This window comes from Micromonospora sp. CB01531 (assembly GCF_001905095.1).
Taxonomy (GTDB): domain Bacteria; phylum Actinomycetota; class Actinomycetes; order Mycobacteriales; family Micromonosporaceae; genus Micromonospora.
The window spans coordinates 34,978-58,139 of sequence record NZ_LWLS01000090.1; the positions used below are offsets into that span (position 1 = coordinate 34,978).

Here is a 23,162-nt window from a genome sequence, read left to right on the forward strand (position 1 = left end):
ATATGAGCTACTACGGCTTTGAGTTCACTCCGGTTGACACTGACATCCCCGGCTATGAGGTAATCGCCGAGTTCGGGGAGTGGGACTACTCGTGGTCCACGATGCGAATCTACAAGCGGGACAGCCGGCTCTTCTACATCACTGACTCTGGCTGCTCCTGCTACTCCTGGGAAGACAACCCGAAGACTGAGGGTGACCTGAGGGAACTGCCGGATTTGAACTCCGCTCGAAATGCCATCAAGGATCTCATGGGCTACGACTTCGAGCGTGAGCAAGACACCTACTTGAACGCCATCGAGAAGTTCCGAGAGTTGGGTCTCCGCTAATGGCCTGGTGGAACAGTCCCTCTAATCCCAAGAGCCCTCCTCCGAACCAGCCCCCTGGGGCTCCAATCAAGAGCCCTCCTCCGAAGAAGTCCATTCCCCCGAAGAAGGGGAAGTGAGTGAAGCCTGTCCCTCTGGCAGACCTCATTGGTGCTGCCCTTCGAGCCAGGATCGCAGCAGGCAAGGGTTCCTTCCATTCGCCTGGGGTCTTCAAGAAGCGAGTCAGCAAGCGGGAGAAGACTCGCCAGTATTTCAAGAACAACCCTGATGTAAAGCCGTGGCCGTTGCGCCCTCGGTTGGCCAACAAGCTCGAATTCAAGCGGAGGGGCAAGTAATGGACGATAAGGATGTGTCCGTTTTCCTGGATGCACTCCAGGACAAGGACGGCTCGGTTGAGAACGAGGTCCGGATGAAGCTCGAACTCGCTGAAAAGGCAATGCGGGAGATGTTCGAGGACCCGGACTTCTCGATGGGTGAGGCCGCGTTGGCGTTCTCGATGGCTCTCCCGGCCGAGCACTTGGCCTGGTACGTCACGGTTCTTCTTCGGGATCGGATTGAGTTCGGTGTCTGACGCTCAGCTTTCCATGCCCATTCTTGGCCTTAGTCCTTTCGTTCTCGTGGAGATGACTGACGCCAAGCTAGACGGTGACAACGTTGATATCTCGCTGAATGTCGAGATTGGTGGCGGACTCGACCTGGGAACAGGTATCGAGCTGCTGAAGATGGCAGTCGAGGAATTGGAGAACCGAATTGGCTGACGACTACAAGATTCAAATCAACAGTTCGATCAACGGGGACCTTGTGAACATGCGAGGCACCTCCGGTGAGGAACTGAAGGACGTGATCGCCGGGTTTGCTGAGCACGCGGGCGACATCTTCAAGGAGCTGGGGAGCGTCAAGCAGGCTGCACTTGCGAACGGGGTGTTCTCCGGGAACGCAGCCAGCTCAGCTCCGAGCGCTACGGCTGCCCCTCGGGCTGCTGCGAACACCGCTCCTGATAAGCAGCCTGAGTGCCCGACGCACGGCAAGACCAAGGACATGCGCGGTAAGCGGAACGCCAAGGGTGAGGCGTACAAGTTCCGTTACTACTGCTCGAAGTTCGGTTGCCAGGACTTCAAGGGCGCGGGGGAGTGGATCGAGTAATGCAGCTCGCGAGTAGCTACACCGAGCGGACGATTTCAATCGACCTGAGTGAGAAGGAGGCTGGCAAGCTCATGTACCTGCTTCTCTTCCACCCCGATTGGGAGACGGATCTCCATGGCGGGTTCGCTCGGGATCTTCACGACGAGCTTGAAGAGCTGGGCGTAGATCCGTTCGTAGACGAGGAGTAAGCCCTGAATAGCCTTTCTCTGGCTATGCGGGCTAAGGGGAGGGTGGGGGAACCACTCCCCACCCCCTTCTCCCAGCTCGCTGCCCTAAGAGCGTTCGCCAGGCGAGGCCAGATGGGTTTGACTGCTGCTGCGAGTGGTGGTGGCAAGACTGCCTTCTGGTGTCACTGGGTCATGAACGGTCGGTACGACGACATCTATCCAATTCCGACGCTGTATTTCTCGTCCGACTCTGATACGGCAACGGTTGGAGTTCGGACGGCTCAGGGGGTATTTGGTTGCACTCAGGATGAGGCAGAGAAAAGGCTAGCGGAGCCGGGGGGCTGGGAAGCATTCCACGAGGCCACAGAGCATGTGTGGTGGGATTTCCAGGTGGCTCCGACGCTAGAGCACATGAACGAGGAGATCGAGGCGTACGCCATTGCCAACGGGGAGTATCCACACCTGATTGTGGTCGACAACCTCATGGATGTCGACTCGGGCTACGGAGCGGACGAAGGCAGCAATCAGCGTGAGGCTCTTCTCTGGGGGGCGAGCAAAGCTCGTGAGACAGGGGCTCATGTGCATTTCCTTCATCACGTAACCGGAGAAAATGTCAACGGGGATAGACCGATCGGCAAGCGTGACATCCTAAACAAAGTCGACAAGCGCCCCCGAATTATTTATACGGCATGGCAGGACCCTGAGATGCCAGGATACCTGCAATTGTCAGTCATCAAGAATTCAAACGGTAGTGCGAAGAGCGATGGGAGTCTCTACGTATCTATCCCCTGGCTTCCGGAGCGCGCTTGGATGGGCTAAAGAGATGTAGTCGATGCAAAGTCGAGAAGTCGCTAGATGAATTCTCGCCAGATCGTAGGCACAGTACGGGAAAACAGAGTCACTGTAGGCCCTGCAAGCGTGAGGGTATGCGGGAATGGCGAAAGAACAATCCCGAACGAGCACGGGAGACTCAACGTCGCAAGCACCTCAAGATGAAGTATGGCTTGACCCTTGAGGAGTATGAGCAGATGGCAGATGAGCAGGATGGCAAGTGTTATCTGTGTGGCACCTCTGAGCCAGGAGGTTGGGTGAAGTGCGACATGCGGATTGATCATTGCCACAGATCCGGGAAGGTGCGGAAACTTCTGTGTAACCGCTGCAATCTCGTGCTGGGGCTTTGTGATGACGATATAGAGCTTTTTCGTGCGATGGCTGATTACGTGGAGGTCTTCAGTGGCTAAACCTGACCAACGTGAACTGAAATTCCTGGCAGACAGGTTCATTGAGAAGGTTTGGCAGGGCGACGAGGGAAAACGTGGGCTGGCTACCCAGGTCGCGGGGGTTGCTTTGGCTGCCATTCAGGACTTCACGGAGACGCTGTACATGGAGACTGCCGACGAGTTCACGGGGGCTGAACTCCGGCGCAGATGGTTGGAGAGCAATGGGCACCTGGGGGAGTGATCCTGACGTAGCGCTGTTCGTCGGTGGTCCGAAGGACGGTCTGATCGAGAGCATCAAGGGCAACCGGAGTCAGCGGTATGTGATCCGGCAAGATTTTCAGGTCTGGTCTTTTACTGATCCTGGTCCGATCGGCCGGGCCAATTACCGCTACGGCCACTACGAACCGGCTAAGACATGGTGTGACGGCAAGGTCTACACGGTCATGGCGGACAAGCAGAGGATCACTCTTCAGGAGATCTCTGATCGGGTAGTCCGCGAGGTTGCCCAGCAACATTGGACTCTCGGCATCACTACCGCTCAGCAACAGCGGGCAGCTTGGGGCTTGACTGTCGATGACCTGAAGAAGTTCATGGACGATCTCTTCCCGCCTCCGGATACCCGGAACGACGAAGAAAAGCTCTCCTGGCTGACAGAGAAGACCCCTGGGAAGAGGGAGTTCTTGTGAACGACTGGATCGGACTCAAGGGCTACTGGCTGGCTGACAACGAGTATTGCGAGATCGTAGGCGTCATTGATGAGTTCAGGGGGCTCTACGAGTTTGAGTCTCTTGAAGAGGAGTCAATTACGGATGGCCGCACTGCTGTCTGGATCGGTTGCATTGACGAATTCTCTCCGGAGTGCTGAATGGACAAGCTGACCGTTGATGAGGTTGAGGCTCTTCTTCTGGAGCACCGATTCGAGTGGCAGGAGGAGTGCGACGAGGAGACCGGCTGGTACGACTGGGATGAAGAGGCCGGCTCCGAGAAGAAGCCGAACACCTTCGAGGTTGTTGGCCTTGGTGAGGTGAAGGTCTGGAACTACGACTTCCACGGCATCGACACCAACGAGGCGTGGCTGATGTTCGAGGTTGATGGCCGCACCTTCCGCCAGACGGGTCAGTGGGTGAGCTTCGCGGGAATGTACTGGGACGGAGATTTCACTGAGGTGAAGCCGGTCCAGAAGGTCTACGTGGACTACGAGGAGATGTAGGCAATGCGGATCGTCATTGGCTCGACGGCAATCAAACACCACTTCGAGGATTTTCCCCGAGAGCCTAAGGACTACGACGTCTTCTCGGATGAGCCTGCACTGTCCGGCTCAGACTCCTTCTGGCACCCAAAGATGGAGGATTACGCCTGGGCCGATTCGGTTGTAGCTACCCCCGATGAGCTTTACACGATCAAGCTCAGCCACGCTTTCTGGGAGCTGCCCAACGGTAGTTGGAATAAGCACATGGCAGATCTGATGTTCCTCAGGCACAAGGGCTGCCAGGTCATCGAGCCGCTTTACAAGCTCCTCTACGAGATCTGGACCGAGAAGCACGGCTCCAAAAAGATGGACCTCACCAAGGAGGCTGAGGACTTCTTCAAGGATGCAGTGAAGCGGAAGTACGACCACGATTCGCTGCACTACTCCGTGGCGTACACGCCTGGTAAGCCTTGGTACGAGGTGTTCCTGAAGCCTGGTCATTCCGTCGACATGGATATGAAGCTGGTATGGGAGGCACCTTTCGAGGTTCAGGTAGCACTATTCCGCGAAGAGGTGTACGCAACCGCTCTTGAGCGGATTGTGATTCCTCGGAACTACAACGTCAGTCCTGGGTTTGCGTACCACTGGGCTCTTCGTCGGACCATCACCAGTCTCACCAGGGGGAGAAGTGCTCGTTTCATTGCTGAGAATTACGCCCTATTTCACCGACCCGACCACGATTACGTGGCTCATCATCTTGCTAACCGAGCTTTTCTGATCCCGCTGGAGGACGAGAAGTGAACTGCCCGACGTGCAACCAGGATGTTTCCGACCTCGCTACCCGCCTCAACAATGCTGCTGAGTGGTGGCTAGCCGAAGATCTTCGGGTGGGTCAGACCCTTTGGGTCGCCGCTCTTGAGGACTTCATTGAGATGGTGGCCCGTCCGAAGGAGGGTGAGTACGACTCCTACGGGGAGGGTGTTGCCGAGGACGTCTTCATGGTGGTCAAGCTCGGTGACAAGCACTTCCGCAAGAACGGCTGGCGCTCGTCCTACGGCGGTACCGATTGGGATGGTGAGTGCCGCGAGGTGAAGCCTCAGCCTCGGACCATCACGGTTTACGACTACGCCTGACCCGAAAGGACAACTGAATATGGGTACCCTGAAGAACTGCCCGTACTGCGATTCCGAGGTTTGGCCCGACAACCCGGTCTTTGTTGCGACGCTCCTTGAGAGGGAGCTGGACCGACAGTGGGGTAAGGCTGAGTCGGAGAGCGACTACTACGGCTGGCCCGTTGGCAAGCGAATCGACCTCAAGGATGGTCTGACCGCTGAGGTTGTCGACAAGAAGATCAAGGTTGACCTCTCCGAGTTGGCCGATGGCACCTACTACGGCGATGGCCAACTCACCCAGGGAACGACTTTCCAGGTGTACGTAATCCTGAAGGTCGGGGAGAACTTCTACAAGAAGACTGGCGAGGGTGACTCGTACTCCGATATCACCTGGGCTGGCCCGGTGGTTCCCGTGAAGCCTCGGGAAGAGGTCCGGACTATCTACGTTTTTGAATAAGCGTTGCATCAAATGTAGTGCTGACAAACCCCTCACAGAATTCAAGAAGCGTTCCAGCTCCAAGGATGGCCTTCACTACTACTGTAGGGCATGCCACAAAGGGGTTAACGCCGGAGAGTGCGAAGTCTGTGGCAGTCCAACAAGTACTAAGAAAACTCGCAAGTGCCGAGAGTGCTATAGAGAGGGCTCGCGTGGCTACATTAATCAGGATGGCTACCGAGTCGTCTACAGGAAGGGCCATCCGAATGCCCGTGAAAACGGGCAGGGCCTAGAGCACACGTTCGTTATGTCGGACCATCTTGGGAGGCCCCTTTTGCCGCACGAGAACGTTCACCATAAGAACGGCGTGCGAGACGACAACCAGATCGAAAACCTCGAACTCTGGTCTACGTCCCAACCGGCTGGCCAACGGGTAGTTGACAAGGTCGCTTGGGCGAGAGAGATCCTTCGCCTTTATGAGTCCGAGCTAGACCGACTGAGGTGACGAGGAGAGGGGACCATCCCAGCGTCGTCGACCTTGGGATGGTCCCCTCTATCTGACCGCACACATCGCGTGGGTTTACGGTCTCACGCACCCTATCACAACTTCATAAGGAGTACAGCGTGTCGTACACGGTTGCCGACGTTGACCGCGTAATGGAGGGGGACTTCGAGGCTCCCAGTCCTTCCGGTGCCTACACCATGACTCAGGATGACGGTTCGCTTTGGAGCCTCTTCAAGTATGAGGAGGTCAACAACGTCCCCACCGAGCTGGGTGTCATCAGTTACGTCGCTGACTATGGCGGCGAGGGCCAGGGCGAGCAGTACTGGGTTGTCGTGAAGGTCAAGGCCCACGACGGCACCGAGCGGTACTTCCGTCGTGATGGCTGGTACCAGTCCTACTCCGGTGGCGAGCTGGATGGTCCGACTGTTGAGGTAAAGCCGACCCAGAAGACTGTGACGGTCTACGAGTAAGTGGCTGACTGCGTAACGTGCGGTGGCCTCCTGGTTGGCAGGCAGAAGAAGTATTGCAGCGATCCTGAATGCAAGAAGCTTGCCCCCCGGGAGGCCCACCTCCTAAAGACATACGGCATCTCCCTTGAAGACTGGGATGTCATCTGGGAATACCAGGGCAGGAAATGTGCGATCTGCGGTCGAGAACCCAAGATTAAGCCGGATGGCACCGAAGAGGTATTCCATCTCGACCACGAGCACGCCAAGGGCCAATCGGGGCCGATCAGAGGGATCGTCTGCCCCTATGACAACACCCGGACTATCGGCCGGCTGAAAAGCCACGAGAGGGCTCAGAGGCTTGCCGACTACCTCAGGGAGCCTCCGGCTACGAAAGCCCTGGGAAGGACCGTCATAGCCCCTGGAAGGCCCCCGAAGAAGCGGACACCGAGGAAGAGGAAGAAATGATCCCGATGCGGTTCTACCCAGATAGAACGCTCCGAATTGAGGTTCTTGACCTAAGCCCGGCATGGACGGAGCTGGGAATGTCGGAGTACTGCATTCGCCTGGTAAGCGGAGTCATCGAGATCAAGCACTTTGACGACATCGAGTGGGAGAAGGACGAATGACTTGGAGATGCACTGGCGACTACCTTGGGTGTGGCCGACAGTTCACCGAAGAGGAGTTTGCTGGCTGGGACGTCCTTACTCAGAAAGAGTGCGAGATCTCTGGTCTGTGCGCCACGTGCCAAGACGTTGTTTTCGCTGACCCGGACGAGGAGTATGAGGACGAAGTTCCTTGTGACTGCCTGGGGCTGGTTCATCGGAACGACTGCCCGAACTGGGAACTGCCTTTCTAGGAGGTGCCTTGGGGAGGTATAACGCCTCCAAAACGCATTGCAAGCGAGGCCACCCCCTCTCTGGTGACAACCTCTATCTTCAGCCCAACGGCAATCGTCGGTGCGTTGCTTGCGCCCGGCGGGGACAGAAAGAGGCCCGTGAGAAACGCAAGGTGATTCGCCCGTGCGATATTTGCGGCGTTACACCAGAGAAGAGATCTCTCTGCCAAGACCATGACCACCGATGTTGCGAAGGCATCAAGGGTTGCGACGAATGCAAGAGGGGCTGGCTCTGCGGGAAATGCAATATGGCGCTGGGCCTGCTGCAAGACGACATAGCGATTTTGGAGGCGGCGATTGCCTATCTCCGAGGATATGGACTGGACTGAGGTAACTCTAGCGCTCTTCGAGCGGTGGGGATTCGATCCGATCCCAGACAAGCTTGGGTGGTTCAGCATCAAGTGCCATTGGCACGGGGATAGGACTGCTTCGGGTCGAATCAACCTCGCCCTTGGGGCGTACAAGTGCCTCGCGTGCGACAGGCACGGGGACCTATTCAAACTCACAATGGAGGAGGAGAAGCTTGACTTCCCTGGTGCCCAGCGATTCATTGAGGAGCGAGCTGGGGGACGCTATAAGCCAGTATCAAAGCAACCTCCTGGCCCCCGAGGGAAAGGAGGTCCTCGAATACCTAACGGAGGAAAGGCATCTTTCGAGAGAGGCCGTGGATCACTTCAAGCTCGGGTACACAGGAGACTCCCCCCGACTGGGTGACCCTGCCAAGAGGATTTCGATTCCATACCTGAGCTGGTCTGGACCCACCCAGATTCGATTCAGGAGTCTCGACCCTAACCCGGGGATGTACAAGTACCTGGGCTCGAAGGGCCACGGCACGAGGCTGTATAACACGATCGCCCTTCGTAGCGATTCCCAGAGGGTGTACGTCACCGAAGGGGAAATTGACTGCATTACGGCGTGGATGGCAGGGCTTCCTTGTGTAGCCGTACCTGGGGCTGAGAACTGGAAGAAGAGCTATTGGCGACTCTTCCGCTACCGGGAAGTCGTCGTTCTTGCTGACTCTGGGGAAGCCGGCAAGAAGCTAGCTGTTGCCATCAGTTCTGATGTTGAGATGGCTAAGATTGTAACGATGCCGGATGACGATGTGAACGACTTCTATTGTCGTTACGGCAGAGATGCACTACGCGAGTTCGTGGGGGCAGACAATTGAATAATGAGCCGTGGTGGGTTGAGTATGATCGCAGGGCCAAGGAAGAGGCAGACTGGACCTCTCCTCAGTTCGAAGTCAAATCCTCTGGCCAGAGGGTATTCGCCTCTGGTGCGATGCGGGACTCCAACCCGGACAAGCCTCGGTACGACCTGATCGATCCTGGGTTCCTTCTTCGGCTCGCTGAGCATATGCGCAAGGGTGCTGAGCACTATGGCGAGCACAACTGGGTGAAGGGCATTCCCAGCTCGAACTACATGGCGAGCCTTCTCCGTCACGTAGAGGCGTACCGCCGGGGCGAGATGGATGAAGACCACCTTGCAGCAGCGGTCTTCAACATCATGGGGCTGATGCGGAATGAGGGGACTGAGTTTCATGACCTCTTCGAGTGGTAAGCCGTGGAGTACGGCTTGGGTTCTGGATGAGGTCTCCTATGAGCGCCGCCGCCAGGACGCCAAGTGGGGCCGACCCTCACTCCCGGATGGCACTGGCCCGCATGTGAATACCGGCGGGACGAGACACTTCGCCTACGAAGCTCGCTCTGCCCAGTTGGCTTGCGATGAAGCAGAAGCCGCCGGACGAAAGACTTGGCGGCACGTTCTTCTCGAAGAGGTCTTCGAGGCTCTTGCTGAGTCAGATCCGATCCGGCTTCGAGAGGAACTTATCCAAGTCGCTGCGGTAGCTGTTCAGTGGGTTGAGGACATTGACCGGAGGGCCGATAACTGAAGACGCTCTTAATGGACATCGAGACTAGCCCACACCTGGCGTACGTATGGTCGCTCTGGAAGCAGAACATTCCCCTTCCGATGCTTGCTCAGTCGGGGCAGACGCTTTGCTTCGCGGCGAAGTGGTATCGAGAGCCCGAGGTGTTCTGGCACTCTCTTCCCGATGGGGACATGCTTGAGCAGGCGTGGAAGTACCTTGACCAGGCTGACGCAGTAGTCACCTACTACGGAACTGCCTTCGATATCCCGACCCTGAATGGCGAGTTCTTCCGCGAGGGAATGCCTCCACCTTCACCGGCTAAGCAAATCGACCTCAAGAAGGTAGTCAGCAAGAAGTTCCGCCTCCCGAGCAACAAGCTCCAGTACGTCTCTAACAACCTCCTGAACCTCGGAGGCAAGGAAGAGACCGGAGGGTTCTCCACCTGGCTTGGGTGCATGAACAACGATCCCGAAGCCTGGGCTCGAATGGAGGAGTACAACCGCCGGGACGTTGTTGTCATGGAGCCGATCTACGATCAGTTGCTTCCGTGGATCGACAACCACCCGAACCGGAACCTGTACCGGGAAGAGCAGGGGTGTCCGAACTGCGCGAGCACCGACCTTCGCAAGGAGGGGCACGCTTACACGCTTCAGGGATCTTTCCAGCGCTATCAGTGTCGCGGGTGTGGTCGGTGGTCCCGAGGGACTAAGAGGGTCGCTGCGGTCGATTACGTGGGGGAGAAGTAGGCAGGATGCCTAAGTACGAGATCTATGTGGAACGGGTCGTTCGATACGAGAAGGTCTACGAGGCCGAGCACCGAGGCGACGCCTGGAAGCAGTTCTACGACGAACGTCGTGCGGGCACCATCGAGCCGTATGACGAGGATGAGACCTACAGCCACATCATTGAGGTGGAGCAGGATGCCTAAGTTCAGTTTCGCGGCCTTCGAGCACATCGCCTACGAGGACACCGTAGAGGCTGACTCCCTTGAGGAAGCCAAGCAGATCATCCGAGATGACATCGCTTGGTTCGATGGCGTTGAGCGTGACGTCGAGATCGACTGGATTGTGGAGGTGGAGGACTGATGGGCAAGGGGCCTTACGGGGACATCCCCGAAGAGAACATCATCTTCAACTACGCCAGTTCTCATAACATCACATTCCACGGCTCGGACGACTCTGGCATCACCATTGAAGAGTGGCGCGACATGACGCCAGAGCAGCAGAACGAGGCGATCCTTGAATGGATGTGGAGTAGCGATCTCATCGATTTGTGGGCAACCGAGGAGACTGAGTGAAGGAACTCTCCACCCTCGAAGCCTTCGATGACGTCGTAGCGAAGATCAGTCATTCCGTCGCCAGAGACTCCCCGTGTGTCGACTCGGAGGACATCTCTCAGCACCTCTACCTGACGATCCTCCAGAACCGGGAGCACTTCAAGAACCCGGATGCAGCCGGCGTCACGAACGCTCTGTGGAGGATTGCCAAGCAGTACGCCACCCAGCTCCGAGCGGAAGCACTCCACCTCAGTCCTCAGTACGCGTACTGCACTGAGGATGTCAGGAAGATCCTTGAGCACACCTTCGATCAGTCGGAGTGGTACGACACTCGCGTCCCTGAGGACGCTAGGTCCATCAAGGATTCGGCGGACGAGCTGGATCTTCAGTCTGACATCAAGTGGGGCTGGAGCCAGTTGCACACTGAGGATCAACGGCTGGTCTTCCGGCGGTACGCACTTAAGGAGGACTTCGGAGATTCCGAGCGACGGAAGTTCAACCGGGCTATCGAGAAGTTGGTTGACGTCGTGAACACCTATCCTCGCCCTGGCTTTCCTCGGAGAGCTATGACGAACACTCGTGCACAGCATGTTATTGGGAGTGGCTATGAGTGAGCTGCCGAAGGTAACCATTATCGGCAACACGGAGTTTTGGCCGCGAGTCTTTTTGGGTGAAGACGAGCTTCCTTCCGTCGTGCGGAGCGTGGAGCATGAGGTCGAAAACTATCGGCATTACGTGGTGCTACGCATTCCGGTGAGCGACGTGAGGTTCGTAGTTGATTGATCCCTCAGCTCTGAGGGAGTTGGTAGAAGCGGTAGAGATCCCTGATCCTTATCGCAGTCGGGTGGAGAGCTACGGGGGGAATGCCGCCCGTAGCCTCCTCCTTCTTTACGATTCCCTCAAGGAGATAATTGAATATGGAGATGTCGGAGAGGCTAAGTAGCCTCCACGGCTACGTATCCTTTCTGGCTCGCCAGTACGCCAAGCAGGACGACCACCTTCAGCAGGACTTCTACCAGGACGCCATGGAGGGTATGTGGCGAGAGCTGCTGAAGGCCCAGGAGGAGGGGAGGAGTCTTAATGACTCCTTCCTCCTTCAGAAGGCTCGCTGGGTCATGGTCGACAAGATCCGCAAGGGTAAGTGGGAGTCGGCTGTTGACCCCCAGCAGGACGAGCACCTTCTAGACCGTCCTGTCACCGAGGACCCTCAGGTCTACCAGGACGAGATCAAGCAGGCGGTAGCGAGCCTGGGAAGCAGGCAGCGGGAGTACGTCTACCTCCGGTTCTGGAAGGGCTACAACACCGCTGAGCTGCGGAAGCTCGGGTTTGGCAACAGCCTTTGGTACGGAAGCCAGAGGACCCCAGGGGTTCGGACCCTCCTGGGGTGTGACCTAGCTCACTTGGCACCGTCAGTCTGAGCTTGCATAATCGGAGATATGCAAGTGACCGTGGGGCAGGTGCTCTGGTGGCTAGGCGTCCTAACTATGTACGCCTGGTACTGCGTCTGCATCCGTCTCTTCTTTGAAAGGTGGCCTTGGCCGTGGCCGATATTGGCGAAGTCGTCAGGGAGTTCGAGGTGGTTCCGCTGGAGGTTCCCGTGGAGACTCCGGGACACGGGGAGCCATCTCGTACTGGAGAGGAAGCGCCGGTCCCAGCTCGCGAGCTACAGCCGGCTGGGAGCTAGTGTGAACGGCTGCGGAAACTGCGAGGGCTGCGACCTCGGATTGGACTGCGACTTTACCGCGTATTACTCAAAGCTCGGTGGCGTTGTCCAGCGTTACTACATTGACCCCTACACCGATGAGGTTGTTTTCATAGATGACCTCCCCATTGAAACTCCCGAGGAGCTAGAGCGCCGACGGGCCAAGGAGTACCAGAAGCACATCGCCTCTCTGGACAAGCTCCACGGTGCTATCCGGATGTTCCGAACCTGGCGTCTGATGCCTGATGGCACTCTTCGGGCGATGACCCAGGAGCACACCTGGGAGCCCGGTGAGAACGTCACTCTGGCCTCCGGGCCGAACGCCGGGGAGGACTCTGGCTTCTACGGCTTCAGCACTCTCGATGAGCTGAAGAAGCAGGAGAAGGACTGGTGGGAGAAGAGCCAGTCAGGGCAGCCTCGCTCAAAGGCCATCAGGATTCCTCGTGGAGGTACCGGCTTCGTGAACGAGTACTGGTACGTCTGCGGGACAATGCTGTGCTACGGCCATTGCAAGATGTCTGCCAAGGGTGGTCGAGTCCAGAAGGCAATTCCGGAGTACATCATCGAGCCGGATGGCTCCGACCCGGACTTCGGGATGCTCGTGGTGAACGCAGCCGAGAAGTACGGGGTGCGAATCGTTTCGGTTGAGCAGGCAGAGAACTTGGAGAACGGTGTTATCGAGTGGTGGAGGGGCCGGAAGATCTGATGAGATACATGATCGAACGCGGCGCAGAGCGGGCGGAGGTGGAGCTTCCCGAGGGCTGGACGTTCACCTCAATTCCGTGCCCCGCGAAGGCCCCCGAGGGGGAGGCGACACTGTACCGCCTGGAGTTCTTTGACGGGGAGGGGAAGTCCGGGGCGGTGTTCACCAACGTGGCAGCCTTCTACCCGACCTCCTTCATTCCTCCGAAGGATCAGTTCGCTAACATCCCCAACGATCTGGGCTGGTTGAAGCCGGCTGCCTGAGAAAGCAGGACAACTGAATATGGGTAGCGGAATGCAGGTTCTTACCGTCGCCAGTACGCACATAAACTACGGGACTCTTCGAGAGACTGGGTACATTCCCCACTGCGATTACCTTGAGGACTCTGAGCCCTTCTTGGACTGGAGCAAAATCCACCCGGATGAGGTTCTTGAGGCCCACGAGCGGGAGTATGACGCCTGGTTGGATCAGGCCTATCCCAAGCCGATCGATGAACTCCACGAGGCTTGTGGTCGGGGTTGCTACATCTCGAACAACCGCCCCAACCCGGCTACGAACACCAATCAGAGCTACCTCGGGCACATCATCGAGGTTGACCACCTGAGCGTCCTGGGTCATGGGCACGTCACCCTGTACGTCTCCGGGGTCTCTCGGGCTCTGCTTCTGGAGCTTGAGCGGCACCAGCAGCGCTACAGCATCAACTTCTCGGTGCTCTCTCAGCGGTATGTCAACCACGGCGTTGACAGCGACATTGAGGTGGTTCATCCGCCGATCTTCGATGACCTGCTGAATGCCGAACTTGACGACTGGTTCTTGAACGCTCAGGCCCGCTACGACACGGCGTACACCCGACTTCGAGAGCAGGGTTACTCCGTCAAGGAATCTCGTGGAGCGGCACGAGCATTCCTCCCCGAGAACACCGAGACTCGGTTTTTCGTCACCGGCTCCATTCGGGCCTGGCGGAACATCATCGAGCAGCGCCTTTCGCCGGCTGCTGATGCAGAGATCCGAGAGTTCGCACGGCTGGTTCTTGCCGAGCTGGAAAAGATCGCACCGAACAGCATGCAGGACGTCAAGATCGAGGGAGACAAGTGAATAAGGTTCTCGCAGGGTTGATCGTGGTCCTTGGTGTCGCTCTGGCTGTCATCGGCATCATCGGCCTTGAAGCCTGGCTTGTGATGCTGTTCCTGGGGGTTCTGCATCTCCACCTAACCGCAGCCATCCCCGCCCTCAGCTTCGTTCAGACGTTCCTCGCGGTCATCGTCGTCAACAGCATCGCTGCCTGGCTTCGCAGCATCTTCCAGCCCAAGAAGGAGACCTCCAAGTGAAGACCATCTTTGGTAAGGCCGCTGATCTGATTCGGGAGAACGGCTGGACGACCGGGACCCCCCAGAACGAGGATGGCTGCCTCTGCGCTGGCGGTGCTATCGCAATGGCCATCACGGGCGACCCCGATGACATGCACTCTGAGGAGAAGCCGGCTAAGCTGGACGAGGCTCTTCACAAGTTCGGGGATCACATCAACTTCCCCCGGACTTGGTATGACGACCTCGATGAGGTGGCAGTCCCGTACGACTCCGAGGAGCGGGTTTTCAACTGGAACGACCAGCTCAAGTGGGACTCAACGGTTGAGGACCCGAAGGCAGTCGTCCTGAAGACCCTGGACGAGCTTGACAAGCTGGAGGCTGCGAAGTGACTGAGAACTGGAAGCAGAAGGCGTACGACAAGCTTCAGCGAGATGGCTGGAGTAAGGGTACGGCTGGCAGCCCCGGCGGGCCCTGCTGTGCTGGCGGTGCTATCGCAATGGCCATCACCGGCTGCCCGCGTGACATGTACTCCGACAGCGATGGGTACACGGACGAGATCGATTCCGCACTTCGAGAGTTCGCCGGGTTCGTTGGCAATCCGGTTGAAGCGGACTATGACCCGGACATCGCGGTGTTCTTCTGGAACGATCGCCTCTTCCGGACTGAGGAACAGGTGCTAGACGCCTTCAGGCGGTTTGCAGAGATCGAGGGTACCGAGTAGTACCCCGCAACGAAGAAAAGCCCCCTACGAAGCTTTCAGGGCTTCGTAGGGGGCTTCTCGTTTTAGACTAGGATCACCTCCTAAGCCTGGGGCTCCTGGGGCTTGTTACGGGCCTTGTAGACGCCGTAGACAGTCAAGCCAGCAAGCACCAGAGCGGAGGAGACCTGCTCAGTCTCGGAGGCGTCAAACACGTTGTCAGCGACCACGGGGCCAAGCGCAACGCAGAGACCACCAACGGCTGTGACTACAGCCTTGGCGTAAGGGCTAAGCTTCATACGCACCTCCTATCGGCCTCCCTTTGGAGGCTCGATTACGATTACGTTCGCGGTCCTTAGGGCTTCGATGGTCTTTTCAAGAGCCTCGATGCGTTCCTTCAGCCGCGAGTTTTCTTCGGTAGCCGACGCCAGTTCCGATTTCAGCCAGGCAATATGCTGAGTGAGGTCGTCAATGATGGCGTCATAATGGGCTCTGGCTCTGTCGTAAGCCTGAGCCTCTACCTGTTGCTTTTGCAGTTCTCGATTCTCTTTGGCGACTTTGCGGCGATCGAAGAACGACCAACCTCCACCAAGAGTGGTAATTACTGCAACAGCGATGGCGACGGTTCCGGGGTCCAAAAGAAAATCCTAGAAAAACGTGGTGACGATCACGACACCCTTAGAGCCAGCCCCACCGGCACGGCTAGTGCCTCCAGCCATAGCATTGCCACCACCGGCACCAGCGCCAGAGGCCGGGTCACCATTGACGGAGTTGGAAACAGCAGCAGCACCACCAGAGCCGAATGGCGAGCCTCCACCTCGGGCGTAGAAGGTGGACTTTCCACCGATGACCTGGCCCACCATGCCGTTTTCGCCCTGGACGTTGATGATGTTGCCGCCAGTGGCAGTACCACCACTCCCGGCGGAAGCCGTTTGATCGACGGCGGTATTAGGCCCAAGGCCACCGCCACCGCCACCAGCACACGTGATAAGCCCTCCAAAGGTGGCCTGACCTCCGGTGCCACCAGAACCGCCAACGGTTCCGGTGCCTGCGTTCCCCACGGTGATGATGACTGTGGGGGGAAGGGCAGCAGCGTCGTACCAGCTTTCGGCGTACCCACCGGCACCACCAGAACCGCCGACAGCATTACCGCCACCTCCCACGGCACCGCCACCGCCACCTCCGGAGCCTTGGACACGCACCCAAACGGACCGTGCCCCGGCTGGCTTCAGCCAGGTGCCATCGGCGCTGAAGAGGCTCGTCTGTGGTGCTCTGGCGTACGAATACGGCGTCCACTGACCGAGGTCAGCCTTGAATACGAACAGTGCGTGAGAGTCCGTTAGAAATGCGTGCTGCCCATCTACGGGCGCGGGGATTGCTAGGTCTCGTGCTGAGGCAGACGAGAAGCGAGGAATAACAAGACTGTCGAGAGCGTTCGTGAGGCTCAGGAATGCCGCTGGAGCATTCGGAGTATCGGTAAGCTCCGGACGGGGAAGATTTGCAATAGGGCTGTTCGTTGCCATCGGGCTCCTTAGACTTGTGCGAGAGATACGCTTCCGACGACCTTTGCGATAATGCAAAGCGGACTGCCAGCGCACAGCACTACATCGCCTGGCACCAGGCCGGTAACGTGACTTCCCCGGGGAACAAAACGGTGGACATCAGTTCCGCCGTCTTTGCCGCTGCCTGGCACCGCCACCCGGGAGAGGTTGGCATCAACCGTTTCGGCTCCCTGCCAGACTCCGTACACGAACGGACTCCGAGGGTTCTGCTTCTTGATGGCACTGGCGAGCCGAGACACAGGATTCTTAGGCACCGAGGATCAACCCCTTCGAGCTTCCGGTGAACTGCCCTGGCCCAAGGGGAATACTGAGGCTGTCAATCTGGTGGACCTCTACGCGGCCATCGGCGTACACGAACCTGACGAAATCCCCAGCGTCTAAAGCCGGGTTGGGAATTGCCGTGAAATCGAGCGAGTAACCCAGCCCGGTATGCCGAGCTAACTCAGCGCGCGCACGCTGGTAACACTGAGCCTCAGTGGTTAACGTCGTGTCCTCGATGACGTTCACAGCTTTGCCGAATGGGCCGCCATAGCGGAGGGGCGAGGAGGGGTCTGAGTTATACAGAGATGCCTCAACGATCCCGCCCTCTGGGGTGGTAGCCCCGATGACGGTTACGCCGTTGTAGATGCCTTCACGGCTGTAGGAGTGGCCTGCGTCCACCAGGACGCCACCCTCCCCGGCGGCCAGGTCAAGAACGGTGCCGACAACGGAGGTAAGCTCAACCACAGGGCTGACCTTTGGGCTTCCGTTTACGTCGAAATACAGCCGACCACCCATGTTCTTTGCCAGCTCGGAGATAGCGTCCCAGTAGCTTGTCTGGCCGAACGTGTGCCCACCGGGAATGCGATAGTCGGTGACGCCCTCCTCGAACACCGACGCGTACGTAGCGTTCAAATACGGGTAATACCAATTGAGGAATTCCACAATCACGGCAGAGGCCATCCAGCCGGACCGGCTGACAAACCCTCGGATGCCAGTAGTGGAGAGTCCCTTGGAGCGGTCATAGAGCTGAGCCGTGGGGATGGCTGCGGTTTCCTGCCAATCGGTGACCTCTAGCCGGAATATCCCAAGGGGCACCAGCTCTTCAGCGCCATTCGGATAAACAACCCCTTGGCGGACACGCACCTCAGTGCCGAGCGGAGACAGAGTTGTGTTGAGAGTGGGGACAAGCCGGGGGTCAGCAATAGTGACACTGCCAGACCTCCGGATTTGCCCGTCCAACTCGACTCTAATATTCCCGTCGCTAACCGGCAGGTTGGAAGCGACCATTACCCCGTCGTAGTAGATATCAACAACGGTCTTTCGGCGGCCTGATTCAGCGACACGCCTGATGAAGTTCTGCGATAGCGGGGAATACATTTGACCTACAGATTCCGTTGAAGAACGTCCAACCAACTCGTGTGGTTGTTGAGAACTGCTTGCCAACTGGCGTTCTGGTCAAGAACGCTCTGCCAGCTCCGCAGAAGGAGGGATTCCTGAACCGTCGCCGGCCGATCAACTTCGATGTACGAAAGGGTCAGCAGGTGGACAAGCTCTCCACCGACCGGTCCAATTCGCTTTCGAGAGAGCTGCGTGATCTCTAGGTACAGATCGTCCTCACCCGTGACGGTCGGGCCTGCTGTCTGGAGGAGGAGTGTTCCGCCCTCCTTGACCAGCGTTTGAAGATCCCGCCAATAGGAGTCAGATTCCCAGGCTCCCCCAATGGGGAAGGTGGCAATCGTGAACTCACCTTCTCGACCACCCAGGGTGTCTGTGAGAACGACCTTGTTGCTCCGACCTAATACCTCGAACTCACCGAGAATTCTCCGAGGACGGTCCACATCGTTGAGGTCCACCATGTTGACGCGCCGGCTAAGCGCCGGCTGACCAACTGACTTCAGCCACACCGTTCCCGGTGATGGAGCTGGGATTGCTACGTCTCCGGTTCTGACGTTCTCGTAGAGGGCGTAGTAGTAATCCCGTGGACCCTCGACTTGGAAGTCCTTCCACAGGAATGCCTGAGGCAGAACGTCTGTGTTTCCCGCTTCAGCGCGGACTCCAAGGCCAGCCAGGCTGCCGGCTGACAATGACGTGTCGATCGTAGACAGTTGCCAGCCGCTAGGCTCGGTTGCACTCTCGGACCAAGCCTTAGCGCTAATGGAGGTGTTGAAGACTTCCAGCTTGACGTACCACGCGGAATTGACCACCCACGGTCCGAGGTCAACATTGGCCCCGCTAAGGCCCGTCAGCGTTCCACCAACCCGCTTCAGAAGACTCAGGATCATTCGCCCTGAGGTATTGAGCGTGAGTTGTGCTACGTAGTAGTTATTGGGGTCGGTCATTCGCCCGAGCACCCAGCCGGTGAAGTTGCCTCCAACCGGAATCTTCGGGAACTGGATTCGGCCACGGACACGCTGGTTGAATGTGTTGGTGAGGAAGTAGCCGTAGTACAGGTTGTTGACCGCACCCACGAACACGCCTGCGTCAGTACCGTTTACGAAGAAGGCTGAAGCAGCCCCACCGCCGGTAGTCCACTGTCGCTCTGAGGTGGATGTGCCCCATTCGTTGCTTACGGTTCGGTTGAACAGATCCGTGTAGCTGACTGAGGTGACGACCGCTTCATATTGGAAGTTCTTCCCAATCGGAGCCTCGAAGTCGGTGATACCGAATGAGCCCCCTGACATCGCAACCCGGTCTGCACCACGGACCCCGACAGGGGCACTAGCCCCCGTCGGGTCGATCCGCTGAATCCGCACCGTGCTAAAGGGACTTGGAGCCGTGACGGTCAAATCAAAGCCGGGGGAGTGGTACGAGTTGTTGTACGTGGCATTAACCGCGACCGGCATTACACACCCCCCAGGGCCTTGATTAGCTCTTCAGCCTTTTCATCGAATACAATTTCGGCGTCACGCTTGACACCATCGACGTACACAGTGACGTTCACCGGCCTGTCTGAATCGGCAATCTTCTGCTCAAGGGCCTTGCCCTGAGCGGCATTCAGAGCCAGCTCGTTAGCCCCGGTCTTGTTGATGAACGGGGTGTTCGGAGCGACGTAACCGCCGTTGTCGTAGGCCCAGTGAACGTGGTCCCAGTGGTCCTGCTCGATGGTTCCACCAGTGAACCTGTGGAAAGCGCCGTTCTTAATCTGGCGACCGCCAGCAGGCGAGAAGATGAGTTCCTTCGTGCCTTTGCCATAGTTCTGGGAAATCCAGTTGAAGACATCCCACGAGGGCGGAAGGTCAACCGCTCGACCCAGAGCGTGATAACTCCGGTTGCCAGTTGACGTAATGGCACCAGGGCGGAAGCCAGAGATGAGCGGAAGCCCAGGGAACTGTTGCCGAAGAACAGCCATCATCTTCAGCCAGCCCATACCTCCACCGTTCGGAGACCCACCGAGGATTTCGGGGAACTTCGTTCCGGAGAAGTCGAATCGCATAGGCCAATTGACCTGACCACCCTTGGCGAACATCCCGCCGATAGGCAGAGCGCCATGACGGTTGATGTAATCAAGCGCCGGCTTGCCAAGATTCTTCGCAGCCTTGGCCCGAATCATGTACTCCTGATCGGAGGCCATAATCGGAATCTTGTCGCCGGTGGGTCCACCAGGGCCACGGATCTCACCACCGGCCTTCTTGCCTATACCGCCGTTCTTGAGACCTTCGCCCTTCTCGAACTGCCAGGCTTTACGCTCAGCCTGCAATGCCTTCTGGTAGGACATCCCAGGGTTAGCAGCAACCTTCTGAGCCGCAAGGATCTCGGTGATCTGCTTGGCTACGTTGGTGAAGCCCATCAGCTCCAGGAGCGTCTTGACGTCCTTCGGGACCTTGCCGTAGGTGTCGATGAGCTTCTGGGCCTCGGCCTTAGTTTCCTTGCTCTTGCCGAACTCGTCCTTCAGAGCGTTCGTACGGTCCCTGTGCCGACGAATAGCGAGATCCATCGGGACGCCGGAGGCGATGTCCTGAAGCATCATTTCGTAGCTAGCCTGAGTGGCAGCCTTCAACATGTCGCGGTTTGCCTGACCAGCCTTAGTCTTCTCATCAAGCGTCGACTTGTTCTGCTTGATGGAATCCCTCAAGGCGAGAAGCGACTTGTTCCACTGGTCGCTAGCGTTCTGTGCAGACATAGCCGTGGTAGCCTGGGTCTGCATAGCTTGCCTGGCGTTATTAACCGCATCCTTGAGAGAGACTTGCTTGTCGATGGTCTGGTCAAGGATTCCGTTCCAGTTACCGAACACTCCAGACAGACCAGTAGCAGTCAAGTCCAGGTTGCCAAGCTTGTTTTGCCACTCTTCGGTAGCCTTCGAGTTCGTCTCGGTAAGACCCTGCCACTGCTTTCCGATGTCGATACTGTCGGCAACCCCACCAACGCCCTTGCGCCAGTCGGCGAGGTCCTTTGCCAATCCCGAGAAGAAGGATTTGCGGTCTCCGGTGGAGAACCGAGCAACCACCTCGAATAGCTTCTGGAAGCCAAGGAGCAAGAAGGAGACCGCATGAAGGAGTCCGTAGGCAATCGCAGTCAAAGCCAGCATTGCGACCTGGACAACCTTGATGACAAGCACCACTGCGCTGAGTGCAATCGATACCAAGTAAATCGGTGCGGCTAGCAATCGGAAGATCTGGGCAAGATCCTTGCTCTCGAAGCCAAGGAATCCGAAGGTCTTCTCTAGTGACTGGGCTGCCCCGATCACGTTGTCTACGGCCGGCAGAAGTGCGTCCTTGATGACGTCCTTGATGAAGTTGAACGCCTGAAGCATCCCCAGGCGAACCTTCTCTGAGCGGGCGTACAACACCCCCAGAGCGGTCATTAACGCCCCGATAGCCAGGACGGCAACTGCTATCCAGCCACCCATACCGGCAAGAGGACCGCCGATGAGGGAGAGGGACTTCATCGCCAGAGAGGCAGCGTTGGCCACTCCGGACAGAGCCGTGCCGAAGATACCGATGGCGATTGCCGCTGGGCCTGAGGCCAACGTCAGAAGGATGACCTGGCGGACGAGTTCTTTCTGCTCGGGATTCAGGGCTTGGTATGCAGACCAGATATCTCGGACCTTGCCGATTAGCCGCCCGAGCCAATCGATTAGCTTTGGGAGACCCGCGATTAGCTCATCAATAAGACCGAGGACTACTGGCCTGATGGCGTTGATCGCCCCGATGATCTCCTCGCGGTTTCGATCGAACGCAAATCCCACCCGAGCCTGAATGTCTTCCGTGAACGCCTGCCAAACACCACCCAGGGTCGCAGCGGCCTTTGTTGCACCAGAGAGGTACTTCGGAGAGTTGCCGAGCTTGATGAATGCTGCGTTCAGTTGTTCGGCCGATACTTCGCCCGCCTTGAATGCCTCCCGAAGGTCATCGAGCGTTTTGTACCCGAGGATTTTCGCGGCTTCAGCGAACACGTTGATGCCGTCCGGAACGTGCTCAGCAAACTGCTGTCGCAGGTCGTCCATCCCGATAGCACCCTTAGAAAGGATCTGGGTGTACGCCATCAGGGCCAAGCTCGCCCTCTCGGGACCGGCAACACCTCTGGTTAGGAAGATGTTGCTAAGCGCCTGCATACTCTTGTAGAGGTCCTTCTCCTTGACCCCTACAGAAGCAAGCTTCTGTGCGTACGAAATAGCATCTTCAGTGTTGAAGAGGGGGCTCTCGATCGCAATTCTCTGGATCTCCCGGATAACCTTCTCTACGTCCGCAGCCGGACCAAGAAGGGCCTCCATTGAGGCACGGGCATAACCAACGTTGGTGGCGAACTTCAGGCCATCAAAAGCAAGCTTGCCCATCACTAGGGCAGCAGGCCCGGTCAGGAACGTCGTGGCAAACCCACCAAGCAACTGAAGCTGAAAGGACGCCAGGCCCAGTCGAGTCGAGAGCTGAGAGAGCGTATGCGACGCGGCGTCAAAGGCCCTTGCAACCTCGATGCCAGAGCGCTTTGCAGCAGCGGTTACAGCGTTAAACTGGCTCTGGATCTCCCCAGGCTTCACGGACTTGCCTGTAGCAGCCTGAGCGGCTACCTCAGGGCTTGCACCGAGGGCACGCATGGTTCGGTACTTGAATGCCTTGTCCATGTCCGCCTGGGCCTGCTTAGCGGCCTTCAAGGACTCAGCAGCATCGGCCTTCTCAATGGCCTGCTTCTTCTTGTACCAAGCGCTCAGCTCGTTGAGCCGGCGTTGCTGATCCTTCTGTTCAGCGGCAATACTCTGCTTGCGCTGCTTCTCAAGCTTCTGGAAGGACTGCATCTCCTTGTCAAGGTCCTTGAACGTGCCCTTACGACCTTTGTCAAGCTCCCGCATTCCCTTGCGAACTTGGTCAACTACCTTCTTGCTGTTCTGGCCAATGGCCTGATCCATGTCCCTGGCGAGACTTCGGAGATACTGATTGATCTCCTTCTGGGCAGCCTTGGCCTTCAGGCGAGGAGTGATCTCAATGAATGCCTTGCCTACGTTCGCACCGTCATTCATCTACTCACCCCCCAAAGAAATCACGTAGTTCTTGCTTAGACGACATTTGCGGCTTCTCCTGCTCTTGCCCAGGCCGAAGAGCCGGCTTAGGGGCATTCCTTCTCAGGACGGCTCTCTGGGAATCCTTGAGGTCCTTGCCGGCCTGAGTGCTGAGGTAATAGACCGCTAGCTGT

At 57.7% G+C, this 23,162-nt stretch carries 38 protein-coding genes and 1 pseudogene; 34 read left to right on the forward strand and 5 right to left on the reverse strand.

Features of this window, described 5'->3' with window-relative positions:
* Positions 1–2 precede the first annotated feature (2 nt).
* From A6A27_RS27130 to A6A27_RS27285, 34 genes and pseudogenes are all read left to right on the forward strand, one after another.
* Complete coding sequence (locus tag A6A27_RS27130; protein WP_073837482.1) at positions 3–326, forward strand: DUF7574 domain-containing protein; 324 nt, start codon at positions 3–5, stop codon at positions 324–326.
* Between the two features lie 331 nt (positions 327–657).
* Positions 658–894 (forward strand): hypothetical protein, encoded by a 237-nt coding sequence (locus tag A6A27_RS27135; protein ID WP_073837483.1) that lies wholly within the window; start codon positions 658–660, stop codon positions 892–894.
* A complete protein-coding gene (locus A6A27_RS27140; RefSeq protein WP_073837484.1) occupies positions 887–1,081 on the forward strand; it encodes a hypothetical protein in 195 nt (64 codons plus the stop codon). The genes A6A27_RS27135 and A6A27_RS27140 overlap by 8 nt, the downstream gene beginning before the upstream one ends.
* Positions 1,074–1,466, forward strand: coding sequence for a hypothetical protein (locus A6A27_RS27145; protein ID WP_073837485.1), 393 nt, complete (start codon positions 1,074–1,076; stop codon positions 1,464–1,466). Before A6A27_RS27140 ends, A6A27_RS27145 begins: the two co-directional genes overlap by 8 nt.
* The gene (locus tag A6A27_RS27150; RefSeq protein ID WP_073837486.1) at positions 1,466–1,654 is read left to right on the forward strand and encodes a hypothetical protein; all 189 of its coding nucleotides are present in this window, start codon (positions 1,466–1,468) and stop codon (positions 1,652–1,654) included. The genes A6A27_RS27145 and A6A27_RS27150 overlap by 1 nt, the downstream gene beginning before the upstream one ends.
* Before the next feature lie 24 nt (positions 1,655–1,678).
* Positions 1,679–2,452 (forward strand): AAA family ATPase, encoded by a 774-nt coding sequence (locus A6A27_RS27155; RefSeq protein ID WP_073837487.1) that lies wholly within the window; start codon positions 1,679–1,681, stop codon positions 2,450–2,452.
* Positions 2,453–2,625: 173 nt separating this feature from the next.
* The gene (locus A6A27_RS47690) at positions 2,626–2,874 is read left to right on the forward strand and encodes an endonuclease VII domain-containing protein (protein WP_073837488.1); all 249 of its coding nucleotides are present in this window, start codon (positions 2,626–2,628) and stop codon (positions 2,872–2,874) included.
* The gene (locus tag A6A27_RS27165; protein WP_073837489.1) at positions 2,867–3,094 is read left to right on the forward strand and encodes a hypothetical protein; all 228 of its coding nucleotides are present in this window, start codon (positions 2,867–2,869) and stop codon (positions 3,092–3,094) included. The genes A6A27_RS47690 and A6A27_RS27165 overlap by 8 nt, the downstream gene beginning before the upstream one ends.
* Complete coding sequence (locus A6A27_RS27170) at positions 3,075–3,539, forward strand: hypothetical protein (protein WP_073837490.1); 465 nt, start codon at positions 3,075–3,077, stop codon at positions 3,537–3,539. The genes A6A27_RS27165 and A6A27_RS27170 overlap by 20 nt, the downstream gene beginning before the upstream one ends.
* Positions 3,536–3,718: a hypothetical protein gene (locus tag A6A27_RS27175; protein ID WP_073837491.1), complete on the forward strand. Its 183-nt coding sequence runs from the start codon at positions 3,536–3,538 to the stop codon at positions 3,716–3,718. Before A6A27_RS27170 ends, A6A27_RS27175 begins: the two co-directional genes overlap by 4 nt.
* Positions 3,719–4,063, forward strand: a complete 345-nt coding sequence (locus tag A6A27_RS27180) for a hypothetical protein (RefSeq protein WP_073837492.1) — start codon at positions 3,719–3,721, stop codon at positions 4,061–4,063.
* Positions 4,064–4,066: 3 nt separating this feature from the next.
* Positions 4,067–4,843 carry a DUF7275 domain-containing protein gene (locus tag A6A27_RS27185; RefSeq protein ID WP_073837493.1) on the forward strand — a complete coding sequence of 259 codons (777 nt, stop codon included), beginning with the start codon at positions 4,067–4,069 and terminating at the stop codon, positions 4,841–4,843.
* Complete coding sequence (locus A6A27_RS27190; RefSeq protein ID WP_073837494.1) at positions 4,840–5,175, forward strand: hypothetical protein; 336 nt, start codon at positions 4,840–4,842, stop codon at positions 5,173–5,175. Before A6A27_RS27185 ends, A6A27_RS27190 begins: the two co-directional genes overlap by 4 nt.
* 19 nt (positions 5,176–5,194) lie before the next feature.
* Positions 5,195–5,611, forward strand: a complete 417-nt coding sequence (locus tag A6A27_RS27195) for a hypothetical protein (RefSeq protein WP_073837495.1) — start codon at positions 5,195–5,197, stop codon at positions 5,609–5,611.
* A 286-nt stretch (positions 5,612–5,897) separates the two neighbouring features.
* Complete coding sequence (locus tag A6A27_RS47695; RefSeq protein WP_073837496.1) at positions 5,898–6,095, forward strand: HNH endonuclease; 198 nt, start codon at positions 5,898–5,900, stop codon at positions 6,093–6,095.
* Between the two features lie 119 nt (positions 6,096–6,214).
* On the forward strand, positions 6,215–6,565 hold the full coding sequence (locus tag A6A27_RS27205) for a hypothetical protein (RefSeq protein WP_073837497.1): 351 nt from the start codon (positions 6,215–6,217) through the stop codon (positions 6,563–6,565).
* Positions 6,566–7,009 (forward strand): endonuclease domain-containing protein, encoded by a 444-nt coding sequence (locus tag A6A27_RS27210; RefSeq protein WP_073837498.1) that lies wholly within the window; start codon positions 6,566–6,568, stop codon positions 7,007–7,009.
* A gap of 543 nt (positions 7,010–7,552) precedes the next feature.
* Entirely contained in the window at positions 7,553–7,768 is a 216-nt protein-coding gene (locus A6A27_RS47700; protein ID WP_073837499.1) for an endonuclease domain-containing protein, read from the forward strand.
* Positions 7,755–7,943 (forward strand): annotated as a pseudogene (locus A6A27_RS47705) (hypothetical protein); the annotation flags it as partial. The gene A6A27_RS47700 and the pseudogene A6A27_RS47705, both read left to right, overlap by 14 nt.
* A 19-nt stretch (positions 7,944–7,962) precedes the next feature.
* Positions 7,963–8,607 carry a toprim domain-containing protein gene (locus A6A27_RS46290; RefSeq protein ID WP_241825488.1) on the forward strand — a complete coding sequence of 215 codons (645 nt, stop codon included), beginning with the start codon at positions 7,963–7,965 and terminating at the stop codon, positions 8,605–8,607.
* Complete coding sequence (locus tag A6A27_RS27230) at positions 8,604–8,999, forward strand: dATP/dGTP diphosphohydrolase domain-containing protein (protein WP_198940471.1); 396 nt, start codon at positions 8,604–8,606, stop codon at positions 8,997–8,999. Before A6A27_RS46290 ends, A6A27_RS27230 begins: the two co-directional genes overlap by 4 nt.
* A 342-nt stretch (positions 9,000–9,341) precedes the next feature.
* The gene (locus A6A27_RS27240) at positions 9,342–10,055 is read left to right on the forward strand and encodes a ribonuclease H-like domain-containing protein (protein ID WP_073837503.1); all 714 of its coding nucleotides are present in this window, start codon (positions 9,342–9,344) and stop codon (positions 10,053–10,055) included.
* Between the two features lie 5 nt (positions 10,056–10,060).
* On the forward strand, positions 10,061–10,237 hold the full coding sequence (locus A6A27_RS44490) for a hypothetical protein (RefSeq protein ID WP_158074071.1): 177 nt from the start codon (positions 10,061–10,063) through the stop codon (positions 10,235–10,237).
* On the forward strand, positions 10,230–10,394 hold the full coding sequence (locus tag A6A27_RS44495; RefSeq protein WP_158074072.1) for a hypothetical protein: 165 nt from the start codon (positions 10,230–10,232) through the stop codon (positions 10,392–10,394). Before A6A27_RS44490 ends, A6A27_RS44495 begins: the two co-directional genes overlap by 8 nt.
* On the forward strand, positions 10,394–10,606 hold the full coding sequence (locus tag A6A27_RS27245) for a hypothetical protein (protein ID WP_073837504.1): 213 nt from the start codon (positions 10,394–10,396) through the stop codon (positions 10,604–10,606). Before A6A27_RS44495 ends, A6A27_RS27245 begins: the two co-directional genes overlap by 1 nt.
* Complete coding sequence (locus A6A27_RS27250; RefSeq protein WP_073837505.1) at positions 10,603–11,199, forward strand: hypothetical protein; 597 nt, start codon at positions 10,603–10,605, stop codon at positions 11,197–11,199. The genes A6A27_RS27245 and A6A27_RS27250 overlap by 4 nt, the downstream gene beginning before the upstream one ends.
* On the forward strand, positions 11,192–11,368 hold the full coding sequence (locus A6A27_RS44500) for a hypothetical protein (RefSeq protein WP_158074073.1): 177 nt from the start codon (positions 11,192–11,194) through the stop codon (positions 11,366–11,368). The genes A6A27_RS27250 and A6A27_RS44500 overlap by 8 nt, the downstream gene beginning before the upstream one ends.
* 134 nt (positions 11,369–11,502) lie before the next feature.
* The gene (locus tag A6A27_RS27255; RefSeq protein WP_073837506.1) at positions 11,503–12,003 is read left to right on the forward strand and encodes a sigma-70 family RNA polymerase sigma factor; all 501 of its coding nucleotides are present in this window, start codon (positions 11,503–11,505) and stop codon (positions 12,001–12,003) included.
* A gap of 18 nt (positions 12,004–12,021) precedes the next feature.
* Positions 12,022–12,993, forward strand: coding sequence for a hypothetical protein (locus A6A27_RS27260; RefSeq protein WP_073837507.1), 972 nt, complete (start codon positions 12,022–12,024; stop codon positions 12,991–12,993).
* Entirely contained in the window at positions 12,993–13,253 is a 261-nt protein-coding gene (locus A6A27_RS27265) for a hypothetical protein (RefSeq protein ID WP_143194198.1), read from the forward strand. Before A6A27_RS27260 ends, A6A27_RS27265 begins: the two co-directional genes overlap by 1 nt.
* Positions 13,254–13,284: 31 nt before the next feature.
* Positions 13,285–14,085 carry an FAD-dependent thymidylate synthase gene (gene thyX / locus A6A27_RS27270; protein WP_158074074.1) on the forward strand — a complete coding sequence of 267 codons (801 nt, stop codon included), beginning with the start codon at positions 13,285–13,287 and terminating at the stop codon, positions 14,083–14,085.
* Complete coding sequence (locus A6A27_RS27275; protein WP_073837509.1) at positions 14,082–14,318, forward strand: hypothetical protein; 237 nt, start codon at positions 14,082–14,084, stop codon at positions 14,316–14,318. The genes thyX and A6A27_RS27275 overlap by 4 nt, the downstream gene beginning before the upstream one ends.
* The gene (locus A6A27_RS27280) at positions 14,315–14,686 is read left to right on the forward strand and encodes a DUF6197 family protein (protein WP_073837510.1); all 372 of its coding nucleotides are present in this window, start codon (positions 14,315–14,317) and stop codon (positions 14,684–14,686) included. Before A6A27_RS27275 ends, A6A27_RS27280 begins: the two co-directional genes overlap by 4 nt.
* Positions 14,683–15,018: a DUF6197 family protein gene (locus A6A27_RS27285; protein WP_143194199.1), complete on the forward strand. Its 336-nt coding sequence runs from the start codon at positions 14,683–14,685 to the stop codon at positions 15,016–15,018. The genes A6A27_RS27280 and A6A27_RS27285 overlap by 4 nt, the downstream gene beginning before the upstream one ends.
* A 284-nt stretch (positions 15,019–15,302) precedes the next feature.
* Here A6A27_RS27285 and A6A27_RS47710 read toward each other — a convergent pair whose 3' ends face one another.
* The 5 genes from A6A27_RS47710 to A6A27_RS27295 form a co-directional block, all read right to left on the reverse strand.
* Positions 15,303–15,632, reverse strand: a complete 330-nt coding sequence (locus A6A27_RS47710) for a hypothetical protein (RefSeq protein ID WP_443190009.1) — start codon at positions 15,630–15,632, stop codon at positions 15,303–15,305.
* Positions 15,633–15,641: 9 nt separating this feature from the next.
* Positions 15,642–16,517 (reverse strand): glycine-rich domain-containing protein, encoded by an 876-nt coding sequence (locus tag A6A27_RS47715; RefSeq protein ID WP_443190010.1) that lies wholly within the window; start codon positions 16,515–16,517, stop codon positions 15,642–15,644.
* Between the two features lie 285 nt (positions 16,518–16,802).
* Complete coding sequence (locus tag A6A27_RS27290; protein WP_143194201.1) at positions 16,803–17,915, reverse strand: DUF5047 domain-containing protein; 1,113 nt, start codon at positions 17,913–17,915, stop codon at positions 16,803–16,805.
* A gap of 5 nt (positions 17,916–17,920) precedes the next feature.
* Positions 17,921–19,291, reverse strand: coding sequence for a hypothetical protein (locus A6A27_RS43510; RefSeq protein ID WP_143194202.1), 1,371 nt, complete (start codon positions 19,289–19,291; stop codon positions 17,921–17,923).
* 89 nt (positions 19,292–19,380) lie between these two features.
* Positions 19,381–22,989: a tape measure protein gene (locus A6A27_RS27295; protein ID WP_083672917.1), complete on the reverse strand. Its 3,609-nt coding sequence runs from the start codon at positions 22,987–22,989 to the stop codon at positions 19,381–19,383.
* Positions 22,990–23,162 lie beyond the last annotated feature (173 nt).